The sequence below is a fragment of the Kribbella aluminosa genome (assembly GCF_017876295.1).
Classification (GTDB): Bacteria; Actinomycetota; Actinomycetes; order Propionibacteriales; family Kribbellaceae; genus Kribbella; species Kribbella aluminosa.
On record NZ_JAGINT010000001.1, the window covers coordinates 4,292,859 to 4,314,215 of the forward strand.

Here is a 21,357-nt window from a genome sequence, read left to right on the forward strand (position 1 = left end):
GCCCGGAGGCGGCGCGGAGGGCGCGGCGCGTCTGCCCGGAGGCGGCGCCGCCCGCGCGCCTGGAGCTGGAGGTGCCCGGTGTGCAGCCGGTCAGGTGGGTGGTGCGGTGGTTTCGCGGAAGAGGATCTGGGTGGGGGCTGCGGGCAACGGGTCTGGTTCGGGTTGGTTGCGGATTGCGGCGATCAGGCGGCGCATGCCGTGGCGCCCGGAGGATTCGCGGTCGACGCGGACGGTGGAGAGGGCCGGCGTACCGTAGCGGACCAGCGTGAGGTCGTCCCAGCCTGTGACGCTGAGGTCCTGCGGGACTCGCCAGCCGCGTTCGAACGCGCCCCGCAGCACCCCGGTCGCGATGTGGTCGCTCGCCGCGACGACCGCCGTCACGGGTGTGTCGGCCGGCAACGACTGCACCGCCTCCATCCCGGTCTCCGGATGCCACGGCCCGTCGTACACACCGTGCGACCGCAACCCCAACCGCTCACACGCCTTCAAGTACCCCGCCCGCCGAAGCTGCGCCGACTTCCAGTCCTGCGGACCCGCCACGTGGAAGAACTCCCGATGCCCCAGCGCAGCAAGCCTCCCGACCAGCTCCTCCATCGTCGACTCATCCGTCGCCACCGCCTCAACAGCCCGCAACCGATCGTCGAACTCGTCGGTCTGTACGACGACCCCGCCGGTCTTCACCGTCAACGGCGTCACCGACAGCACCCCGTCCACCTGCCCGCGCCCGAGGATGTCGTCCGCCAGCCGGCTGAGCGCGGCCGGGTCCTCGTTCACCCCGATCACGATCTCCACCTGGTACCCGAGCCGCTGCGCCTCCTCGCACGCCGCCTCGACGGTCCGCTCCGGCCCCGTCCACCCCGGCAGGATGATCGCCACCACCCCGGTACTGCGCGTCCGCATCGCCCGCGCCGTCAGGTTCGGCCGGTACCCGAGCTCGTCGACCGCCGCCTGGATCCGCGTCGACGACTCCGCCCCGACGGTAGGATCCGCCCGCAGGTACCGCGAAACGGTCTGATGCGAAACCCCCGCCAGCGCGGCCACGTCGTACATCGTCGGCCGCCGCTGCACACTCATACGGCAACGATACTCAGCCGCCGCTGCCACCCAGCAGCCGATCGAGGACCTCGGAAGCCTCGTCGTAGCCGGCATCAGCTATCCGTTGCAGCTCGCGCAGATCACGAGCGGCCGCGGCGCGCCGAGTCAGCAGTTCTCCGGCATGCAGGCACCCCTCGTCGAGGAGGTCGCTCAGCTCCTGTACGTCGGCACGCGCCTCGGCCAGGTCCGCGAGCCGGTCCAGAGCACGCTCGTTACCCTCGTCGGCCAGAGCGCGCAGAGTTTCACGGTCGAAGGTCGTCATACGGCGAGTCTGTGGCCTTGCCCCAAGGGAAAGGTCAAGCTGGTCTCGTGATCACCATCGGCCAGCTGGCGCAGTACGTCGGTGTCTCGACCAAGACGATCCGGGTCTACCACGAGAAGGGCCTGCTCCCGGAGCCGCCGCGGGACGCGTCCGGGTACCGCCGCTACACCGCCCAGGACCTCGTCGAGCTGATCAAGATCCGCACTCTCGCCGAGGCCGGCCTGCCACTCGCCGGCATCGCGAAGCTCTCCGCCGGATCCGCCGCCGAACTACAGGCCGCGGCCGAAGCTGCCGAATCCGACCTCACAGCCCGGATCGCCACGCTGGTCAGAACGCGCAGCCGCCTGCGCGACCTTGCCGCCGGCAACAACCCGTTCCTGCCCGGCGACGTCGAGCAACACCTGCGGCGGCTGCACGGCCTCGGCTTCTCCGACCGCTGGATCGCGATGGAGCGCGATCTCTGGATCCTCACCTTCGCGACGGACCCGGCGACCGCCCACCGATACTTCACCGATCAGGCCGAGGCTCAGGCCGATCCCGTACTCGGCCGACTGTACCTCGACTGCGACCGTGCCCACGACCTGTCGCCGGACGACCCCGCACTCGACGAGCTCGCGGAGCGGATCGTCGACGCGTCCCTCGCCCGCTACCCTGCCGACGAGCTCCGCGAACAGCTCGCCGACGCCGCACTCCCCCAGCTCGTCCAGTCCTCGGTCAACTCGTCCGCACCGGCCTGGGAACGCCTCGACGCGCTGATCCGCACCGGGCTCAGCCGACGTGTACCCAGGGGCGGTTCGGGCGGGTCGGCTCGGCGCGGCGCAGGACCTCGCGGGTGACCGGCGGTACGTCGCCCTCGCCGGAGATCAGGTAGCGGTACAGGAAGTGGAACGGGTTCCCCTCGGCCCACGCGAAGTAGATGTGCGGCATCACGTGCCAGTCGTCGCGGATCTTCAGCAGCAGCGCGGCGATCGCGTTCGGGACGCTCGGGCTCTCGACCCGCAGGATCTGGTAGCCGAACCGCTCCTCGCCGCGCACGTCCAGCTCGGTCTCGAACTGCGACGCGTCGGTCAGCGTCACCTCGAGGAACAGGATCGGCAGGCCCTCCGGCAGGTTCCGCACCTCGCGCTGCTCGGCCTCCTTCTCCTGGTACTCCGCCTCGTCGCGAGCGTCCGGCTCGTTCGCGATGATCCGGAGGTCGCCGTGCACGGCGGCCGCGGAGATCAGCCGGACGGCCTCTTCGTCGAAACGGACCTCGGTCGCGCGCAGCTCCAGCGACCGGGTGGCGCGCGAGATCAGCGAGGTCAGGATGATCGCGACGATGAAGAACGACGCGATCTGGACACCGTCCGGCCGCTCGATGATGTTCGCGATCGTGGTGTACAGCAGCACCAGGCTGATCACGCCGAAGCCGACGGTCTTGAACCGCTCCCGCTTCCGCCGCGCCGACAGCGTGACCGCGATCGACGCGGACATGATCAGCACCAGTACGCCGGTCGCGTACGCGCCGCCCTGTGCGTCGACGTTCGCCTTGAACAGCACCGTGATGACGAACCCGATCATGGCGAACACGAGTACCAGCGGCCGGGTCGCCCGGGCCCAGTCCGGGACCATGCCGTACCGCGGCAGGTACCGCGGCACGATGTTCAGCAGCCCGGCCATCGCGGACGCTCCGGCGAACCACAGGATCAGGATCGTGCTGACGTCGTACACGGTCCCGAAGACGTTGCCGAGGTGCTCGTGCGCGAGGTACGCCAACGCCCGCCCGGACGCGGAGCCGCCGTCCTTGAACTCGTCCGCCGGGATCAGCACGATCGTCGTGAAGCTGCTGGTGATCAGGAAGCCGCTCATGATCAACGCGGCGGTGGTGAGCAGCTTGCGGGTGTTCCGGATCCGGGTCGCCGGGTGCGCCGGGTCGTCGTCCGGCGCGCCGTCGACCTGCGGCATCACCGCGACCCCGGTCTCGAACCCGGACAGGCCGAGGGCGAGCTTCGGGAACACGACCAGCGAGATGCCGATCATCACCCAGATGTTCGAGTGCTCGGTGGTCAGCATGCCCCGCCAGTTCGTGACCAGTTCGGGTGCGGTGATCACGTGCCACAGCGCGTTCCCGACCACGATCAGGTTCAGCCCCAGGTAGGTCCCGACCAGCGCGACCGCGATGCCGATCGCCTCGCCGAACCCACGCAGGAACACGCCGGCGAGCAGGGCCAGCAACAGCAGGGTGATGATCACCTCCTTGCCGTGCAGCCACTGCGGGACGTACGGGTTCTCGACCAGGTGTGCGGTGGCGTCCGCCGCCGACAGCGTCATCGTGATGATGAAGTCGGTCGCCATGAAGCCGAGCAGGACCAGGATCGTGAACTTGCCCTTCCAGCGGCCGAGCAACCGATCCAGCATCGCGATCGAGCCCTCGCCGTGCGGGCTCTCCGCCGCCACCCGCCGGTACACCGGCAAGGCGCCGAACAGGGTCAGCAGGACGAGGATCAACGTTGCCACCGGCGACAACAGACCGACCGCGGCCGCGGCGATCGCCGGCTGGTAACCGAGCGTCGAGAAGTAGTCGACACCGGTCAGGCACATCACCTTCCACCACCGGTGCGTCGGATGCGGCGCCGGCCGATGCGGCCCCGCGTGCCCGACCGGGCGGTCGTGCAGCAACCAGCTGAGCACCTTGCCGTGGGTAGGCGGCGGCACACCGACCGTCTCGTTCTCACGCGCTTCTATCACTGCCGGGAGCCTAACCAGCGGTTCAGGCACGCTCCGCGGTTTCTAACGCCTCTCTAACACCGATGTCGGCAGGACCACGTCACCCCGCTAAGGCTCGAAGCGGTATCCCATGCCGGGCTCGGTGATCAGGTGGTCCGGGCGTGCGGGGTCGAGCTCGAGCTTCCGGCGCAGCTGGGCCATGTACACCCGCAGGTAGTTGGTCTCGGCCTCGTAGCCGGGACCCCACACGTCCTGCAGCAGCTGCTTCTGGCCGATCAGCTTGCCCGGGTTCCGGACCAGGATCTCGAGCAGGCTCCATTCGGTCGGAGTGAGCCGGACGTCGCCGTCAGCGGTCGTGACACGCCTTGCGGCGAGGTCGATCGTGAAGGCCTCCGTCCGGATGGTGGCGGCGCCGGTGTCGGCCGTCGTACGGCGAAGTGCCGCGCGAATCCGGGCCAGGAGCTCGTCCATCCCGAAGGGTTTGGTCACGTAGTCGTCGGCGCCCGCGTCGAGCGCCGCCACCTTGTCGGCCTGGGCGTCGCGGGCCGACAGCACGATGATCGATGCCGTGCACCAGCCCCGCAGTCCGTGGACGACCTCGACACCGTCGAGATCCGGCAGTCCGAGGTCGAGGATGACGAGGTCGGGTGGACGTTTGCCGGCGGTCGCCAGGGCGGAGGCTCCGTCGGCCGCGGTGTCGACCTCGTAGTGGCGGGCGCGCAGGTTGATGGCCAGGGCGCGGAGCAGCCGGCGGTCGTCGTCGACGATCAGTACGCGGGTCATGACGCCACCGGTAACGTCACTGTCATGGTCAGGCCTCCGCCGGACGTCGGTGACGGCGTGAGCGCCCCGGACATGGCTTCGGTGAATCCGCGGGCGATCGCCAGTCCGAGGCCGACGCCGCCGTCCGCGGGATTGTCGCCGAGCCGCTGGAACGGGGTGAACATCCGGGCGAAGTCCTCAGCAGGTACGCCGGGACCGGTGTCCACCACCGTGACGCGTACGGCGTCGCCGTCGTTCGACGCGCCGACGCGCACGGCATCCGTACTGTAGCGGCGGGCGTTGTCGACCAGGTTGGCGATCACCCGTTCGAGCAGACCGGCGTCGGCGAGGACGAGCGGCAGATCGTCGGGTACGTCGACCACGACGGCGTCCCGCGGCATACCGACCAGTGCCTTGCCGACGATCTCGTCGAGCACGAGCGGGCGGCGATCGACGCTCAGGGCGCCGGCCTGCAGACGGCTCATCGCGAGCAGGTTCGCGATCAGGTCGTCCAGCCGGTCCGCGGACTCCTCGATCGTCTCCAGCAGCTCGCGCTGCTCCTCGGGGCTCCAGTCGACGTCGCTCTGCCGGAGGCTCGAGACGGCAGCCTTGATCCCGGACAACGGGGTACGGAGGTCGTGCCCGACGGCGGCGAGGAGCGCGGAGCGGAGTTTGTCGACCTCGGCGAGTTGACGCGCCTGGGCAGCCTGGCCGGCCAGTTGCCGGTCTTCCCAGGCCCGCGCCGCAGCACCGGCCAGCCGGGACAGCAGCTTGCGGTCCTCCGCGAAGAGCTCCGGGCCTTCGGCAACCAGTCGCAGGCCGTCCCGGGCCGGAACCGAGATGACCGGGCTGCCGCGCAACGGCGGGCCCGCGAGGGCGAGGACCTGGTCCGTCTCGCCCCGCCGGCCGAGCAGCGCGACGGAGACCATCCCGAACGTGTCGCGGACCTCGTCGAGCACCGCGCCCAGCGCGTCGCCGGTCATGGGTTCGGAGGTGATCCGGGACAGCACCTCCGCTTCGCTGCGACTGCGCGCGGCCGCGATCCGCCGGCTCGTCGCGAGATCGACCGTGACGCTGACCGTCACCGCGACGATCACGAACACGACCAGCGCGATGATGCTGTCGCGTTGCTCGACGGCGAACGTGTGGTACGGCGCGGTGAAGAAGAAGTTTGCCAGCAGCACCGACCCCAGGGCGGCCACGACGCCGGGGAGGATGCCACCGGTCACCGCGATCAGTACGACGAGCAGCAGGTACAGCAGCAGGATGCTCTCCAGCGCGAGACTGTCCCGGACCGGTACCAGCACGAGCGTCAGCGCCGGCAGGCAACCGACGACCAGGCCGAGTCCCGTCCACAGCCGGGCTCGGCGGCCGTGCCTCGACGACATGATCGTGCCGAGTGGGCGTCCGGCAGCATCCGGCCTGCGGTTCTGCTCCACGAAGCCACTGTGGCACGTCGTCCCGTCACACGGGAGACCCCGGCCGCACGCGCTCACCGGCTTTCCGCACCGGGAGCGCCGCGGGTGGCTCGATGCGCCGGGCCTCGAGGACCTCCGCCGAGCCGAGCTGCCACGGCACGTTGATCACCATCACGCCAGGCTGGAACAGCAGCCGGGCCTTCAGCCGCAGTGCGCTCTGGTTGTGCAGCAAGGCCTCCCACCAGTGCCCCACGACGTACTCCGGAATGAACACCGCGACGAGGTCACGCGGACCGGTCCGGCGCAGATCCTTCACGTACTCGAGCACCGGTCCGGTGACGTCGCGGTACGGCGAGTGCAGGACCTTCAAAGGCACCGGGATCTCCCGCTCGGTCCACTCCAGCAGAAGCGCGTCGGACGCCTCCTGGTCGGTGGCGACTGTCACCGCGGTCAGCGACGTCGGCCGGGTCGCCCGCGCGTAGGCGAGCGCCCTCAGGGTCGGGGTGTGCACCTTGGAGACCAGGACGATCGCGAACACCCGTGGCGGCAACGTGACGCCACCCGGGCCGGGTGTCAGCTCGACCTCGACACGGTCGTAGTACCGCCGGATGCCCTTCATCAGCGCGAAGACCGCGGGCATCGCGATGACGACGAGCCACGCTCCGTGCGTGAACTTGGTGATCAGCACGACGACCAGCACGACCGCGGTGAAGACCGCTCCGAAGCCGTTGATCGCCCGGGAGCGGTGCATCGACGGCTTCGACTGTGTCGACGCCGGTTCGCGCAACTGCCGGGTCCAGTGCACGACCATGCCGGCCTGGCTGAGCGTGAACGACACGAAGACGCCGATGATGTACAGCTGGATCAGCCGCGTCGTACTGGCGTGGAAGACCCAGATCAGCAGGCCGGCCAGCGCCGACAGGATCACGATGCCGTTGCTGTAGACCAGCCGGTCCCCGCGCCGGGAGAACTGCCGCGGCAGGAAGCCGTCGTGTCCCAGCAGCGATGCCAGGATCGGGAACCCGTTGAACGCGGTGTTCGCGGCCAGGACCAGGATCGCCGCCGTGAACGCCTGGACCGCGAAGAACCCGACCGTGTGGTACCCGCCGAACACCGCACCGGCGACCTGGGCGATCACCGTCCGCTGCTCGTAACCCGCCGGCGCGCCGATCAGCCGCGACGGAGTATCGCTGACATGAACGTGCGACGTCAGCGCCAGCACAGTGATGCCGGCGAACATCGCGACCGTCACCCCACCCATGATCGCCAGCGTCGCCGCCGCGTTGTGACTCTTCGGCGGCTTGAAGTTGGGTACACCGTTGCTGACGGCCTCGACCCCGGTCAGCGCCGTGCACCCCGAGGCGAAGGCGCGCATCGCGAGCAGCAGAACGGCCAGACCGGTCACATGGCTCGCCGGAACGATCCCGTACGACGCGGACTCCGCCTGCGGCGCGTTGCCCGCGAGCATCCGGACGAAGCCGGTCACGATCATCACGAGCACCACCGCGATGAACCCGTACGTCGGAACGGCGAACGCCGTACCCGACTCCTTGACGCCTCGCAGGTTCATCAGGGCCAGCACCACGATCATCCCGATCGACACCGCGACCGCGTGCGGCGCCAGCGCGGGAAAGGCCGAGACGATGTTCTGCACGCCGGCGGCGACCGACACCGCGACCGTCAGCACGTAGTCGACGAGCAGGGCACTGGCGGCGACGAGGGACGCGTTCCGGCCGAGGTTCGCCCGGCTCACGGCGTACGCGCCGCCTCCGCTCGGGTAGGCGTGGCAGGTCTGCCGGTACGACGCGACGACCACGAGCAGCAACGCGATCACCACGGCCGCCACCCACGGTGCGAGGTGCAGCAACGCCAGGCCGCCCAGGCTGAGCATGAGCAGGATCTCCTCGGTCGCATAAGCGTTCGAGGACAACGGGTCGCTGCAGAACACCGGCAACGCGAGCTTCTTCGGCAGCAGCGTGTCGCCCAGCCACTCACTCCGGAGCGGCCTCCCGACCAGCAGCCGCTTCGGCAACTCCAGCACCTTCACACCACCAGCCAACCGCGGGCGGACCGTCAGGAACCCTGATCTTGACGCGCCCTTGACGCCCACCCCGAAGATCTTGACGCCGCCTTGACGCCCAACCTTCCTGCTACTGGAGGTGGTGAACCTCCTGCAACGCGTAGACAGGGGTCGGCAGGTTCTCGTAGCGGGCCTTGAGATGGAGGGAGAGGTAAAGGGAGTAGTGGCGGGACTGGTGGAGGTTGCCGCCGTGGAACCAGTGGGACTCCTGCTGGGTCGGTTTCCACATGTTGCGTTGCTCGCCTTCCCACGGGCCGGGGGTCCTTGGTCGTGTCGGTGCCGACGCCCCGGCACTTGCCGACGGCATCGGCTGCCTCCTGGGAGATGAGGTCCGCGGCCCAGCCGTTCATCGAGCCGTAACCGGTCGCGTACACGACGAGGTCGGCGGGCAGCCACCGCGCTGTCGAAGAACCTCGCCTACGCGGTGGCGTCTGCCGTCGTGCCGTCGTGCCGTCGTGCCGTCGTCGCGTACGACGGTGTCCTCGGTCAGGTGTGAGACCTGGCCGTGGGCGAGCCTCACGTCGCCGGTTCGGGCTCGGGCAGGGGTTGACGGCCGCCGCCGGTGAGCGCGGCCACGGAGCGGCTGGATCTCCATGCACACAGAACCGCCTCGAACGGTCTGATTGTGGCCCGTGCGGGGAGGTTGTGCATGCATGCAGGTCCACTCACCGCCACCCACGCCCCCTCCACCGCTCCGCCGCTCCGCCTGGCCGCCTGGCCGCCTGTTCCACCGGTCCGCCTGTTCCACCGGTCCGCCTGTTCCACCGGTCCGCCGGTTCCACCGGTCCGCCGGTCGGCCGGGGCCGACGTCATCCTCGGCCGATCGGGTCGCCCGCCGAACGGCACGCCGGCCTCGAGCCACCATCTCAGGGGTTGACCGCTGACATGGTGGGTTGTCTTCCCGCAGGCCAGGGGCCAACCCGCAAGCTGAGGGGTCAACCCCTCCCGTTCCTGCCGCCCGCGTCTCGTTCGACGTCGCGGGCTGATCCCGCCGCGGCCCGACCTTCGGCCAGGTGTCGACGCGTGGCTCAGCGCAGTGCCCTGAAGTACCGCCATCGGTAGAACTGCTGCGCGACAAGTGCGAGCGGATAGACCAGCGACCTCAGCCCGGGCGCGGGGCGCGTTCGCGAGCGAAGGGTCAGCCAGACCGAGCCGTCTGTACGACGCTCCACCAGGAACGTCTCCTCCCCGCGGACGGGATGGCCGGCGAGCGTGCCGTAGGCGAACCCGACGCGGGTCGGCTCGTCGACGACGGCGACCACCTGGACCGGTTCGTGGATCCGGAACGGGCCGAGGCGGGCGATCAGCCAGTAGCGCCGGCCGGGCAGCACCGTGGGATCGCCTTGGATCGAGAAACCGCTGCGGGTCTTCACACCCCACCGGAGGAGTTCGGTGGTGACGTCGGCCCAGTGGGGTCCGCGTGAGCCGATGCGCACCGTGTGGTGGTAGCACCGCACGCCGCCGGTCAGCGTCGCGCCGGCTGTGTCGTCGGTCGGCGCGCGCATCGACAGGTTGGCTCGCATGGAGGCAATTGTCCAGTTGCTGACGTCGCGCTGGTGTTGGGGTGGTGGAGCAGGGAAGGGTTGGTGGGTATGACGGACAAGGCGCGTGAGGCGACCGGGTTTCAGGAGCAGGCGGCATACGACGAGTCCATCGATCTGCGGACGGACTTCGTCATGGTGTACGGGCTGAACGACACGACGGCGGAGCGGATCGGGCGGTGGCGGGAGGCCGGGTATCGGGTGCACCTGATGACCGGGATCTCGTGGGGGACGTACCAGGACTATCTGGACGGCCGGTGGGACGGCGCCGAGCACTGGGACGATGCGCAGACCGCCGCCGACGGGAAGCCGATTCTGCACGGTGAGAGCACCGACATTCCGTACATGGTGCCGACGTTCGGCTTTACCGAATACCTCGTGCAGAAGCTGCGGCCGATCATCGGGCTCGGGGTGGAGGGGATTCATCTCGAGGAGCCGGAGTTCTGGGCGCGAGCGGGGTATTCGGAGTCGTTCAAGCGAGAGTGGCAGGCATTCTTCAAGGAACCGTGGCAGCCGCCCCACAGTACGCCGGAGGCGCATTACCGGTCGGGTCAGCTCAAGCAGCACCTGCTGTCCCGCAGCCTCGACCGGGTGACGTCGGTACTGCGTGACGAGGCGCTCGGACTGGGCCGCGAAGTGCACTTCTACGTGCCGACGCACAGCCTGCTGAACTACACCCAATGGCAGATCATCAGCCCGGAATCACGCCTCCGCACCCTCCCCTCGATCGACGGCGCGATCGCGCAGGTGTGGACCGGCACGTCGCGGACGCCGAACGTGTACGACGGCAAGGTCGCCGAGCGGACGTTCGAGACGGCGTACCTCGAGTACGGCATCGCGCAGGACCTCACCCGCGGGACCGACCGGCGGATGTGGTTCCTGCACGACCCGATCGAGGACCACCCGGACCGGACCTGGGAGGACTACCTCGCCAACTACCAGCGGACCCTGGTCGCGTCGCTCCTGCACCCGGGCGTCTCGCGGTACGAGGTCGCGCCGTGGCCGCACCGGATCTTCAACCGCCCGTACCTGCGCGAAGGCAGCACCGAACGCGAGCTGATCCCGCCGGACACCGCGACGAGTTACCTGATCGCGATGAACAGCCTCCGCGACCTGGACCAGCCCGACGTACGGTGGGCGCACGAGGGACCGCGGATCGGCATCGCGCTGTCCGACACCGCGATGTTCCAGCGCTGGTCCCCCGGCGGCGACGGTGCACATTCGAACGGGGGACATTACGACGGCCTGCAGGACGCCCTCGCACTTGAGGGCCGTGAGCAACTACATTTCTCCGACTTCTACGGCCTCGCCCTTCCCCCGCTGTACGAGGGCCAACGCGTCGCCCCGGTGCAGCTGGAGAACGTCATCGACACCCCCGACGCGCTCGACGACACCGACGTACTCGTCCTCAGCTACGAGTTCCAGAAGCCGCTCGCGCCGGGCATCCACTACGCGCTGGCGGGCTGGGTGAACCGCGGCGGCAGCCTGCTGTACGTCGGCAACGGCGCGGACCCGTACCACGAGATCCGTTCCTGGTGGACCGGCCGCTACGACACCTGCGCCGACCACCTGGCCGAGGCGCTCGGCGCCGACCCGACCCGCGACGGCATCCAGCCGATCGGCCAGGGGCCGCGTCCGCTTCCTCGCGTCCCGACCGGCCGACTTCACCGAGAAACCGGCCGAACTCGTCACCGCGCTCCGCGAACTCGCCGAAGCCGGCGGCCACACCTGGCAGCCCACGAACTGGCTCGCCGTCCGGCGCGGCCCGTACCTGATCGGCGCCGTACTCGACGGCACACATGTTGTCGAAGGCACCTATCTCGACCTGCTCGACCCGCGCCTCGGGATCGTCCACCGCCGCGAGCTCGGCCCCGGTGAGCTGACCTGGCTCCGCGACCTCACGTACGACGACGCACCGCTGCTCGCGTCCGCCGGCCGGATCGTCGACTGGCACCGGGACGGATCCACCATCACCTTCGCCTGCGAGGCCCCGCGCGGTGTGTCAGTCACCACGGCGCTCCGCCTCCCCACCGCCCCCGCAGCCGTCAACGTCGACTCCCACTACGACCCTCAAACCCAAGTCCTCCACCTCCACCACCCCGGCCTCCCCACCGGCACGCCCATCACCGTCACGATCTGATCACCGAGTCGTGGATATCGGCGCCAAATCACCGCCGATCTCCACGACTCGGCGGCGGGGTTCGGCGCCAATTGCCTCGACTCGGCGGCCCGGGCTTGGTCAGGACGGGAGTTCTACCGTGACGCGCAGGCCGCCTTCGGGGCGGGGGGTGACGGTGAGGGTGCCGTCGTGGGCGCGGGTGATGCTCTTGACGATCGCCAGGCCGAGGCCGACGCCGGAGTGCTGGTCGGTGCGGATCCGCTCGCTGCCGCGCTGGAACGGCTCGACGAGGGTGGCGATCAGGTGCGGCGCCAACTGCACGCCGGTGTTTTCGACGATCAGCACGACCGTCGGCGTGTCGACCCGGGTGGTGACCCACACCGAGCCGTTGTCCGGCAGATTGTGGACAATCGCATTGTGGACAAGGTTCGTCGTCAGCTGCAGCAGCAGCGCGGGCGAGCCGACCGTCGGCGCCTGGTCACCGCCGGTCTCGATCGTGATCCCGTTCTTCTCCGCCAGCGGCAGCAGTGTCTCGGTGGCCTCTTCGGCGATCAGCGACAGGTCGACCCGCTCGCGGCTGAAGGACCGCTGGTTCGCGCGGCTGAGTACGAGCAGCGCCTCGGTCAGGTCGATCGCCCGCGCGTTGACCGCATGCAGCCGATCGACGAGTACGCCGTTGTCGTACGTCAGGTCGTTGCGCGCCACGTCGAGCAGCGTCTGGGTGATCGCCAGCGGCGTCCGGAGTTCGTGCGAGGCGTTCGCGGCGAACCGCTGCTGCTCGGCGATGTGTGCCTCGAGCTGGGCGAGCATCGTGTCGAACGCGTCGGCCAGCTCCCGGAACTCGTCGCGCGCCCCCGGCAGCCGGATCCGGTGCGACAGCGACCCGGTCGCCGCGATCCGTGTGGCCTCGGTGATCCGGGTCAGCGGGTCGAGCATCTTCCCGGCCAGGATCCACCCGCCGAGGAGTCCGAAGACCAGCAGGAACGCCATCACCACGGCCGCTACCGGAGCGAACGAACGCCACAGCAGATGCGGGAAGGTGTACGTCGTGGTCATGATCACGACGCCGCCGGACTTGAACTGCATCAGCCCGAACCAGCCCGCGATCAGCAACAGCACCCCCGCGACCATGACGAAGCCCGCGTAGCTGATCGCGAGCTTGAGCCGGACGCTCAGCCCGGGCTCCCTATCCACGCTCCGCGTCCCCGGCATCGATCCGGTACCCGGCCCCGGCCACGGTCGCGATCACCCACGGTTCGCCGAGCCGTTTCCGCAGCGCCGACACCGTGATCCGTACGGCGTTCGTGAACGGGTCGGCGTTCTCGTCCCAGGCCCGCGCGAGCAGGTCCTCCGCACTCACGATCCCGCCCTCGGCCGCGACCAGTACCTCGAGTACGGCGAACTGCTTCCGCGTCAGCGCGACGTACCGCCCGTCCCGGTACACCTCGCGGCGGAACGGGTCGAGCCGCAGGCCCGCGAGCTCCCGCACCGGCGGCCGGCTGTACGCGCGCCGCCGGTCCAGCGCGCGCAACCGCAGCACCAGCTCCTGGAACTCGAACGGCTTGGTCAGGTAGTCGTCGGCGCCGAGCTCGAACCCGGAGGCCTTGTCGTCCAGCCGGGACGCCGCGGTCAGCATCAGGATCGGCGTACCGCTGCCGGAGGCAACGATCCGCTTGGCGATCTCGTCGCCGGACGGGCCGGGGATGTCCCGGTCCAGGACCGCGATGTCGTAGGTGTTGATGCCGAGCAGTTCGAGTGCCGTGTGGCCGTCGCCGGCGATGTCGGCGGCGATCGCCTCCAGGCGCAGGCCGTCCCGGATGGCGCCCGCCATCTCCGGCTCGTCCTCCACGATCAGCACCCGCACACTGCCGATGCTACGGGTCGGCCCATATCGTCCGCGTATCCAAAACCCGATACCGGCTGACAACACGGTCCCGCCTTCACTGGATGCTATGACCGTCAGCCAACCGACCCGGCGTGCCAGATCGACCCTCCGGGCGGCCTTCCTGCTCGCCAACGTGGCGATCGTCAGCGTCTTCGTCCACCAGTCGCTCGCGACCTCGCTGCCGACCGTCGGCCGCGGCGGGCTCGGCGAGGCGGACGGCGCCGTACCGGACGGCGTCACGGTGTTCGACGACAAGGTCCCCGGCGTCGCCAACCTCGACCCCGAACTGCTCGGCGCACTCCGCCGGGCCGCGAGCGCCGCCGCCCAGGACGGGGTCGTCTTCTACGTCAACAGCGGGTGGCGTTCCCCGGCGTACCAGGACAAGCTGCTCCAGGACGCGATCGACCGGTACGGCTCGAAGGAGGAGGCGGCCCGCTGGGTGGCGACGCCGCAGAACTCGCCGCACGTGAAGGGCCAGGCGATCGACATCGGGCGCTCGGACGCGACGGCGTGGCTGGCCGAGCACGGGGCCGTGTACGGGTTGTGCCAGATCTACGACAACGAGCCGTGGCACTACGAGCTGCGCCCGGAGGCGATGCAGCATGGTTGCCCGCCCCGGTACGCCGATCCGACGCACGACCCGAGGATGCAGGGGTGATGCTCTCCGTCGCGCCGATCAGCTCCGCCGAGCACCTCGCGTTCGTCCGGGCGCAGCACTCCGTCAGCTTCCTGCAGACACCGGCCTGGGCTCACGTGAAGACCGAGTGGCGCAGCGAGTCTCTCGGCTGGTACGACGGCGAGCGGCTGGTCGGCGCCGGGCTCGTCCTGCACCGCCCGGTCCCCCGGCTGGAGCGGTACACGCTCGCGTACCTCGCCGAAGGACCCGTCATCGACTGGACGGACGCGCTCGACCAGTGGCTCCGCCCGCTGGCGACGTACCTCAAGGCGAACGGCGCGTTCGCCGTCCGGCTCGGCCCGCCGGTACGCACCGGCACCTGGACCGCCGCGCAGGTCAAGGAAGGCATCGCGGACCCCGCGATCCGGCGGCTCACCGATCTGCCGAGCGTCGAGGCACCCGGCAGCCGGGTGACCAAGCAACTCGAAGCGGCCGGCTGGCTCCCGCAGAATCCGGTCGACGGGTTCGGGACCGGGCACCCGCAGTACAACTTCGAGCTCCCGCTCGGCGGTTCCGAGGACGACGTACTGCGGGGCATGAACCAGCTGTGGCGGCGCAACATCAAGAAGGCGGCCAAGGCCGGCGTCGAGGTCACGGTCGGCGATGATCTGAAGGCGTTCCACGAGCTGTACGTGCACACCGCCGAGCGTGACCACTTCACGCCGCGGCCGCTGCGGTACTTCGAGACGATGTTCGCCGCGCTCCGCGCCGAGGACCCGGACCGGATCCGGCTGTACCTCGCGCACCACGAGGGCGAGCTGGTCGCCGCCGCGATCATGGTCCGGGTCGGCGCCCAGGCCTGGTACTCGTACGGCGCCTCGGCCACCGAAAAGCGCGAGGTTCGCGGGTCGAACGCCTGTCAGTGGGCGATGATCCGCGACGCCATCGCGGCCGGGTGCGACGTCTACAGCCTGCGCGGCATCACCCCGACGCTCGACGCCGACGACCCGCACGTCGGGCTGATCCAGTTCAAGGTGGGCACCGGCGGGCAGGCCGTGCGGTACGTCGGCGAGTGGGACCTGCCGCTGCGGCCGCTGATCTACCGGGCGTTCGACGTGTACCTGCGCCGGCGCCGCAAATGACCTGACATATCGTCGGCATATCGAAAATCCGATACACCGCGGCAACCTCGCACCTGGTTCACTGACCGGATGCACCTAAGCCCCCGCGATCCGGCGTGAATCTGAGCGGCACGCGCTTCTGGTTGGGTACGTTCACCGGGGTCGCCCTGCTGGCCATGCTGCTGTTCCCCGTCGCCGCGGCCGCGGTGTGGGTGCTGGCGCGCCGGCGGGGACTGCGCGACGCGCTCGCCGAGGTGGCGATTGTCTACTGGACGCTGCCGCTGGTCTGGATGACGATGCTCCCGGGCAGTCACGCCGGCGTCGCGCCCGGCCGGGTCAGCCTGATCCCGTTCCGCGACCTGCTCAGCGACTCCGCGCCGCAGATTGTCGGCAATCTACTGCTCTTCGCGGTTCTCGGCTTCTTCGTCCCGATCCGCTTCGCCGTCGGTCTCCGGCGGGTGCTGGCGATCGCGGCCTGCTGCTCCGTGGCGATCGAGGTGTCCCAGTACGTGTTCCGGCTGGACCGTGTGTCGTCGGTGGACGACGTACTGCTGAACACCGTCGGCGCCGGCCTCGCCGCGCTGGCGTCGTACCGCTGGTGGACATGTCGTCCGCGTATGAAAAACCGGATACGCGCTCGCAACGCCGTCCGCTCTTGACTAGGACGCATGAAACCAGCGCGTACTGCGGAACTGTCCACCTCCGCGCCCGTGCGGACGGGAATCACCGTCTTCGGCTGCGAACCGGACGAGGCGATCCTGTTCCGCGAACTCGCACCCCGGCTCGGCGTACTGCCGACCATCACCGCGGCCGCGGTCGCTGAGGAAACCGCGGAACTCGCCTTCGGGAATCGCTGCGTCAGCATCGGCCACAAGACCCGGGTGACGAACGAGGCATTGCGCGCGCTCAGCCGCACCGGCGTCGAATACGTGTCCACCCGGAGCATCGGCTACAACCACCTCGACCTGCAGTACGCCGAGAGCGTCGGAATCACCGTGGGAAACGTCTCCTACTCCCCCGACAGCGTCGCCGACTACACGTTGATGCTGATGCTGATGGCGATCCGCAACGCCAAGTCCGTCGTCCGGCGCGCGGACATCCACGACTACCGCCTGCACGACGTCCGCGGGCGGGAACTGCGGGACCTGACCGTCGGCGTCGTCGGCACCGGCCGGATCGGCGCCGCGGTCCTGAACCGGCTGCGCGGCTTCGGCTGCCGGGTGCTGGCCTTCGACAACCGCCCGAAGACCTCCGCGGACTACGTGCTCCTGGACGAACTGCTCGCGCAGAGCGACATCCTCACGTTGCACACTCCGCTGACCCCGGAAACGCACCATCTCCTGGACAAGCAACGCATTGCGCAATTGCTCCCCGGCGCTGTCGTGGTGAACACCGGACGCGGCGCGCTGATCGACACCGAGGCCCTTGCCGTTGCGCTGGAAGAAGGCCGGCTCGGCGGCGCCGCACTGGACGTTCTCGAAGGCGAGGAAGGAATCTTCTACGCCGACCACAGCAATCGCCCGATCAAAAGCTCGCTGCTCCTGCGATTGCAGGCCCTGCCAACGGTCCTGATCAGTCCGCACACCGCCTATTACACCGACCGCGCCCTCCAGGACATGGTCGAGAACTCCCTTGTCAATTGCCTGAACTTCGAAAGCAGGAAGCACCATGGGTAAGTTGAAGGTCGGAATCCTGTTCGGCGGCGTGTCCGAGGAACACGGCGTCTCGGTCAAGTCCGCAGGCCAGGTCGCGCAGCACCTCGACACCGACAAGTACGAGCCGTACTACATCGGCATCTCGCAGAGCGGCGCGTGGAAACTGTGCGACGGCCCGGACACCGACTGGGAGAACGGCGACTCCAGCCCCGTCGTCCTGTCGCCGGACAGCAGCGTGCGCGGCCTGCTGGTCCTGGAGTCCGACCGGCTCGGCTCGCGGATCCGCCAGGGCACGTACCGGACCGTCAACCTCGACGTGATCCTGCCCGTACTGCACGGCAAGCGCGGCGAGGACGGCGCGATCCAGGGCCTGCTCGAACTCACCGGCATCCCGTACGCCGGTTGCGACATCCAGAGCTCGGTCCTGTGCATGGACAAGACGCTGACGTACCTCGTCGTGCAGAGCGCGGGCATCCCGACGCCGAACTTCTGGATCGTCGGCGCCAAGGAGACCGTCGACCCGGACCAGTTCAGCTACCCGGTCTTCGTCAAGCCGGCCCGCTCGGGGTCGTCGTTCGGCGTCAGCAAGGTGACGAGCAAGGACGAGCTGGCCGGCGCGATCGAGACGGCAGCGCAGTACGACGCGAAGATCCTGATCGAGGAGGCGGTCGTCGCCAGCGAGGTCGGCTGCGCGATCCTCGGGAACGAGCCGGAGCTGACCGTCGGCGAGGTCGACCACATCGCGCTGTCGCACGGGTTCTTCAAGATCCACCAGGAGAGCACGCCGGAGAGCGGTTCGGAGAACTCGACCCCGATCGTCCCGGCCGACATTCCGGCGGAGACGCGGTCGCTGGTCCAGGAGACCGCGAAGGCCATCTACCGCGCGCTGGGCTGCACCGGGCTGGCCCGCGTGGACCTGTTCCTCAAGGAGGACGGTTCCGTGGTCCTGAACGAGGTCAACACGTTCCCGGGTCTCACGTCGTACAGCCGGTATCCGCGGATGATGACGGCCGCCGGGCTGCCGCTCGGCGAGGTGATCGACCGGCTGGTGTCGGCGACGCTCTCGGGGAGTCCACGGTGAAGTCTGACCTGGTCTACGTGGACGAGTTCGCCGCCGGGATCCGGTGGGACGCGAAGTACGCGACCTGGGACAACTTCACCGGCAAGCCGGTGGACGGCTACCGGGCCAACCGGATCGTCGGCACCCGCGCGCTGTGTGCGGCGCTCGAACGCGCGCAGCGGAAGGCCGAGCCGCTCGGGTTCGGTCTGCTGCTCTGGGACGGGTACCGCCCGCAACGGGCCGTCGACAACTTCCTGCGCTGGTCCGAGCTGCCCGAGGACGGCCGCACGAAACCACGGCACTACCCGAACCTGGAGCGTGCCGAGATGTTCGCCCAGGGGTACGTCGCGACCCGGTCGGGACACAGCCGCGGCAGCGCCGTCGACCTCACGCTCTACCACCTTGACACCGGCGAGCTGGCCCCGATGGGCGGCGACCACGACCTGATGGACTCGATCTCGCACCACGGCGCGAGCGGCGTCACCGAGATCGAGGCGCGGAATCGCGAAACGCTCGCGTCCGTGATGGAGGCCGCCGGGTTCGGGCGCTACGCCAGCGAGTGGTGGCACTACACGCTCCGCGACGAGCCGTACCCGGACACCTACTTCGATTTCCCGATCGCATGATCCGGCCGGCCCGCCCCGCCGACAGCGCAGCCGTCAACGACCTGCTGGAGCAGCTCGGCTATCCCCAGGACGACCTCGCCGCGACCGCCGCCCGGATCCGGTTCTGGGCCGATGACCCGGCCAGTGCCGTCTACGTGGCCGATGCCAACGGCAACCTTCTCGGCCTGGTCGCTGTGCACGTCGAGCCGTTCATCCAGTTGCCCGGCTTCTCCGGCCGCATCGTCGCCCTCGTCGTCTCCGAATCCGCCCGCCGCCAGGGCGTCGCGGGCGAACTGATGACGGCCGCGGAGTCGTTCGCCGTTCGGCACGGGTGCGTACGGTTCGAGGTCACCAGCGCCGACCACCGCGCCGACGCCCACGAGTTCTACCAGCACCGCGGCTACGCCAACCAGGCCGGCCGGTCCTCGCGGTTCATCCTCTCGGCGAGCTGACGTTGAACCACGTCCGCAGCCCCGCGACCCGCCGGAGTACGAGCTGGTCGAGCAACAGCACCGCGAGCCCCGGTTGCGCCGGAGCGTGTGCCGGTGAGTGGATCTGCATGCACGCATAACCTCCCCGCACGGACCACAATCAGCCCTTTCGAGGCGGTTCTGTATGCATGGAGGACCAGCCGCCCTCGGACCGCGCCCCGCCCGCCCCGGGAACGGACCCCGCGAACCTACTGAGTACCGCCTGACCACTTCTCCTCGATGTGGGCGTACTTCCAGATGGCGTGCGCCCCCAGCCAGGTGAGCACGAACAGTGCGACGATCGCGTAGCCGACGTTGTTCAGGTCCACGGCGGCGATCGCCGCCAGGGGGGCCGTCGTCGATGTGCAGCTTCTCGGTCAGGATCGAGATCAGCTCGATGCTGCCGATCACCAGCGCGACGGCGACCGACAGGCCGGTGATCGTGATGTTGTAGTAGACCTTGCGCACCGGCTTCGCGAACGCCCACCCGTAGGCGAAGTTCATCAGGCAGCCGTCGATGGTGTCGAGCAGGCTCATCCCCGCCGCGAACAGGATCGGCAGGGTGAGAACGGCGTACCAGGGAAGACTGAACGCCGCGGCACCACCGGCGAGCACCAGCAGGCTGACCTCGGTCGCGGTGTCGAAGCCGAGGCCGAACAGGAAGCCGATCGGGTACATCTGCCACGGCCGGGTCACCGCCTTGGTGACGCCGGACAGGATCCGGTTCATGAAGCCGCGGTTGTTCAGGTGCTGCTCGAGCGTCGCCTCGTCGTACGCGCCGGTGCGCATCCGCCGGAAGACCTTGATCACCCCGACGAGTACGGCGAGGTTCAGCGCGGCGATCAGGTACAGGAAGACGCCGGACACCGCGGTACCGATCACGCCGGTGACCTGCTGCAGGCGGGACGAGTCGTCCGCGACCTGACCGGCCAGCGCGCGGACCCCGATGCCGAGCAGGAAGCACAGCGTGAACACCACGGTCGAGTGGCCGAGCGAGAACCAGAACCCGACCGACAACGGCCGCCGCCCGTCCGCCATCAGCTTCCGGGTGGTGTTGTCGATCGCGGCGATGTGATCGGCATCGAACGCGTGCCGCATGCCGAGCGTGTACGCCGTGACGCCGAGCCCGACCCCGAACACGCCGGCCGACCCGAGCAGGTAGTGCCGCGGCGCCACGATCAGCGCCAGCACCCCCCAGCCGACCAGGTGCAGGAGCAGTACGAACGCCGCCATGCCGCCGACCGACGTCCACTCGCGACCGGTCACATCCATTCGCTTCACGAGCCGCCAGTTAACGCCTTTCCCGGCCCAGATGCAACCAAGTCGCAGGAAGCTCCCGAACTACAGCGCCGGAGTCATCAGGGCGAGCATGGCTGCCATGCCGCCGGTCGCCAGGCCGTGGCAGCAGCACAGCATGCGGTGACCGCACTCCCGGACCATCCGGCCGAACCACCACGCCGCCGAGAGCACCAGCAGACCGACCACCGACCAGCTCAGCAACCCTGTCCAGGTCTGCCCTCCTCCGTGGTCCATCCCGGCCATGTCCGACATCCCCACCATCCCCGTCATGCCGACGGCGAGCATCCACACCATCCCCAGGTTCATGCCGCCGTGCAGCAGGGCGCCGGTGCGCGCGGTGACGCCGTGCGAGCTGGAGAGGTGCCGGAAGAACACCAGCGCCAGCCCCGAGAACACCGCGATCTGTACCCAGGTGACGCTCGGTGCCGACGGCAGCCACAGCATCAGCAGCATCGCCGGGCTCATCAGGACGTGGTTCACGTCCACGACCGTCTCGATCCCCCGGCCGCGCCCGGACGCGACCCGCCACAGGCCGTACAGCCCGGAGACCGCGAAAACCCCCGTCAACGCTGTCAACGCCGTCAATGCGATCGACGAGTCTGCCGGAAACATTCCGTGCGACATCCAGGCGGGACCTTCCTCGCGAGCGGGCGACCGTACTCT

20 protein-coding genes and 1 pseudogene are annotated in these 21,357 nt (G+C 69.3%); 9 read left to right on the forward strand and 12 right to left on the reverse strand.

All coding sequences use genetic code 11. The features are described 5' to 3' along the window. Positions 1–90: 90 nt before the first annotated feature. Both JOF29_RS20645 and JOF29_RS20650 read right to left on the reverse strand, forming a co-directional pair. Entirely contained in the window at positions 91–1,074 is a 984-nt protein-coding gene (locus JOF29_RS20645; RefSeq protein ID WP_209695792.1) for a LacI family DNA-binding transcriptional regulator, read from the reverse strand. A gap of 13 nt (positions 1,075–1,087) precedes the next feature. Beyond that, positions 1,088–1,357, reverse strand: coding sequence for a hypothetical protein (locus tag JOF29_RS20650; RefSeq protein WP_209695793.1), 270 nt, complete (start codon positions 1,355–1,357; stop codon positions 1,088–1,090). A gap of 47 nt (positions 1,358–1,404) precedes the next feature. Between JOF29_RS20650 and JOF29_RS20655 the strand changes: the two genes are divergently transcribed. Beyond that, positions 1,405–2,193 (forward strand): MerR family transcriptional regulator, encoded by a 789-nt coding sequence (locus tag JOF29_RS20655; RefSeq protein WP_209695794.1) that lies wholly within the window; start codon positions 1,405–1,407, stop codon positions 2,191–2,193. Here JOF29_RS20655 and JOF29_RS20660 read toward each other — a convergent pair. The 6 genes from JOF29_RS20660 to JOF29_RS20685 form a co-directional block, all read right to left on the reverse strand. Continuing rightward, entirely contained in the window at positions 2,126–4,084 is a 1,959-nt protein-coding gene (locus JOF29_RS20660) for an APC family permease (protein ID WP_307863509.1), read from the reverse strand. The genes JOF29_RS20655 and JOF29_RS20660 overlap by 68 nt on opposite strands. An 87-nt stretch (positions 4,085–4,171) precedes the next feature. Further along, entirely contained in the window at positions 4,172–4,846 is a 675-nt protein-coding gene (locus JOF29_RS20665) for a response regulator (protein ID WP_209695795.1), read from the reverse strand. After that, complete coding sequence (locus JOF29_RS20670) at positions 4,843–6,264, reverse strand: sensor histidine kinase (RefSeq protein ID WP_209695796.1); 1,422 nt, start codon at positions 6,262–6,264, stop codon at positions 4,843–4,845. Before JOF29_RS20670 ends, JOF29_RS20665 begins: the two co-directional genes overlap by 4 nt. A gap of 25 nt (positions 6,265–6,289) precedes the next feature. Then, a complete protein-coding gene (locus JOF29_RS20675; RefSeq protein WP_307863510.1) occupies positions 6,290–8,353 on the reverse strand; it encodes an APC family permease in 2,064 nt (687 codons plus the stop codon). 40 nt (positions 8,354–8,393) lie between these two features. After that, positions 8,394–8,552 carry a hypothetical protein gene (locus tag JOF29_RS43350; RefSeq protein WP_245357685.1) on the reverse strand — a complete coding sequence of 53 codons (159 nt, stop codon included), beginning with the start codon at positions 8,550–8,552 and terminating at the stop codon, positions 8,394–8,396. Between the two features lie 799 nt (positions 8,553–9,351). Further along, positions 9,352–9,846, reverse strand: a complete 495-nt coding sequence (locus tag JOF29_RS20685) for a DUF1990 domain-containing protein (protein WP_209695797.1) — start codon at positions 9,844–9,846, stop codon at positions 9,352–9,354. Positions 9,847–9,915: 69 nt separating this feature from the next. Here JOF29_RS20685 and JOF29_RS20690 point away from each other — a divergent pair, with 69 nt between their 5' ends. Then, on the forward strand, positions 9,916–11,742 hold the full coding sequence (locus tag JOF29_RS20690; RefSeq protein WP_209695798.1) for a hypothetical protein: 1,827 nt from the start codon (positions 9,916–9,918) through the stop codon (positions 11,740–11,742). Between the two features lie 361 nt (positions 11,743–12,103). On the opposite strand, the gene JOF29_RS20695 is transcribed toward JOF29_RS20690, so the two are convergent. Together JOF29_RS20695 and JOF29_RS20700 are read right to left on the reverse strand one after the other, a co-directional pair. Beyond that, the gene (locus JOF29_RS20695; RefSeq protein ID WP_209695799.1) at positions 12,104–13,177 is read right to left on the reverse strand and encodes a sensor histidine kinase; all 1,074 of its coding nucleotides are present in this window, start codon (positions 13,175–13,177) and stop codon (positions 12,104–12,106) included. Next, positions 13,170–13,847, reverse strand: coding sequence for a response regulator transcription factor (locus tag JOF29_RS20700; RefSeq protein WP_209695800.1), 678 nt, complete (start codon positions 13,845–13,847; stop codon positions 13,170–13,172). Before JOF29_RS20700 ends, JOF29_RS20695 begins: the two co-directional genes overlap by 8 nt. Positions 13,848–13,935: 88 nt before the next feature. Here JOF29_RS20700 and JOF29_RS20705 point away from each other — a divergent pair, with 88 nt between their 5' ends. The 7 genes from JOF29_RS20705 to JOF29_RS20735 all read left to right on the forward strand — a co-directional run bounded on the left by JOF29_RS20705 (position 13,936) and on the right by JOF29_RS20735 (position 19,377). Next, positions 13,936–14,526: a M15 family metallopeptidase gene (locus JOF29_RS20705; protein ID WP_209695801.1), complete on the forward strand. Its 591-nt coding sequence runs from the start codon at positions 13,936–13,938 to the stop codon at positions 14,524–14,526. Further along, positions 14,526–15,626 (forward strand): lipid II:glycine glycyltransferase FemX, encoded by a 1,101-nt coding sequence (locus tag JOF29_RS20710; RefSeq protein ID WP_245359244.1) that lies wholly within the window; start codon positions 14,526–14,528, stop codon positions 15,624–15,626. Before JOF29_RS20705 ends, JOF29_RS20710 begins: the two co-directional genes overlap by 1 nt. Positions 15,627–15,721: 95 nt before the next feature. Further along, positions 15,722–16,264, forward strand: coding sequence for a VanZ family protein (locus JOF29_RS20715; protein WP_307863513.1), 543 nt, complete (start codon positions 15,722–15,724; stop codon positions 16,262–16,264). Between the two features lie 9 nt (positions 16,265–16,273). Further along, positions 16,274–17,281: a D-isomer specific 2-hydroxyacid dehydrogenase family protein gene (locus JOF29_RS20720; RefSeq protein ID WP_209695803.1), complete on the forward strand. Its 1,008-nt coding sequence runs from the start codon at positions 16,274–16,276 to the stop codon at positions 17,279–17,281. Continuing rightward, positions 17,274–18,341: a D-alanine--(R)-lactate ligase gene (gene vanA, locus JOF29_RS20725; RefSeq protein WP_209695804.1), complete on the forward strand. Its 1,068-nt coding sequence runs from the start codon at positions 17,274–17,276 to the stop codon at positions 18,339–18,341. Before JOF29_RS20720 ends, vanA begins: the two co-directional genes overlap by 8 nt. Beyond that, complete coding sequence (gene vanX, locus JOF29_RS20730; protein ID WP_209695805.1) at positions 18,338–18,946, forward strand: D-Ala-D-Ala dipeptidase VanX; 609 nt, start codon at positions 18,338–18,340, stop codon at positions 18,944–18,946. Before vanA ends, vanX begins: the two co-directional genes overlap by 4 nt. After that, complete coding sequence (locus JOF29_RS20735; protein ID WP_209695806.1) at positions 18,943–19,377, forward strand: GNAT family N-acetyltransferase; 435 nt, start codon at positions 18,943–18,945, stop codon at positions 19,375–19,377. The genes vanX and JOF29_RS20735 overlap by 4 nt, the downstream gene beginning before the upstream one ends. A gap of 429 nt (positions 19,378–19,806) precedes the next feature. On the opposite strand, the pseudogene nicT reads toward JOF29_RS20735, so the two are convergent. Further along, a pseudogene (gene nicT, locus JOF29_RS43355) lies at positions 19,807–20,667 on the reverse strand (Nickel transporter NicT); the annotation flags it as partial. A 69-nt stretch (positions 20,668–20,736) separates the two neighbouring features. Continuing rightward, positions 20,737–21,318 (reverse strand): DUF5134 domain-containing protein, encoded by a 582-nt coding sequence (locus JOF29_RS20745; RefSeq protein ID WP_209695807.1) that lies wholly within the window; start codon positions 21,316–21,318, stop codon positions 20,737–20,739. Between the last annotated feature and the right edge of the window lie 39 nt (positions 21,319–21,357).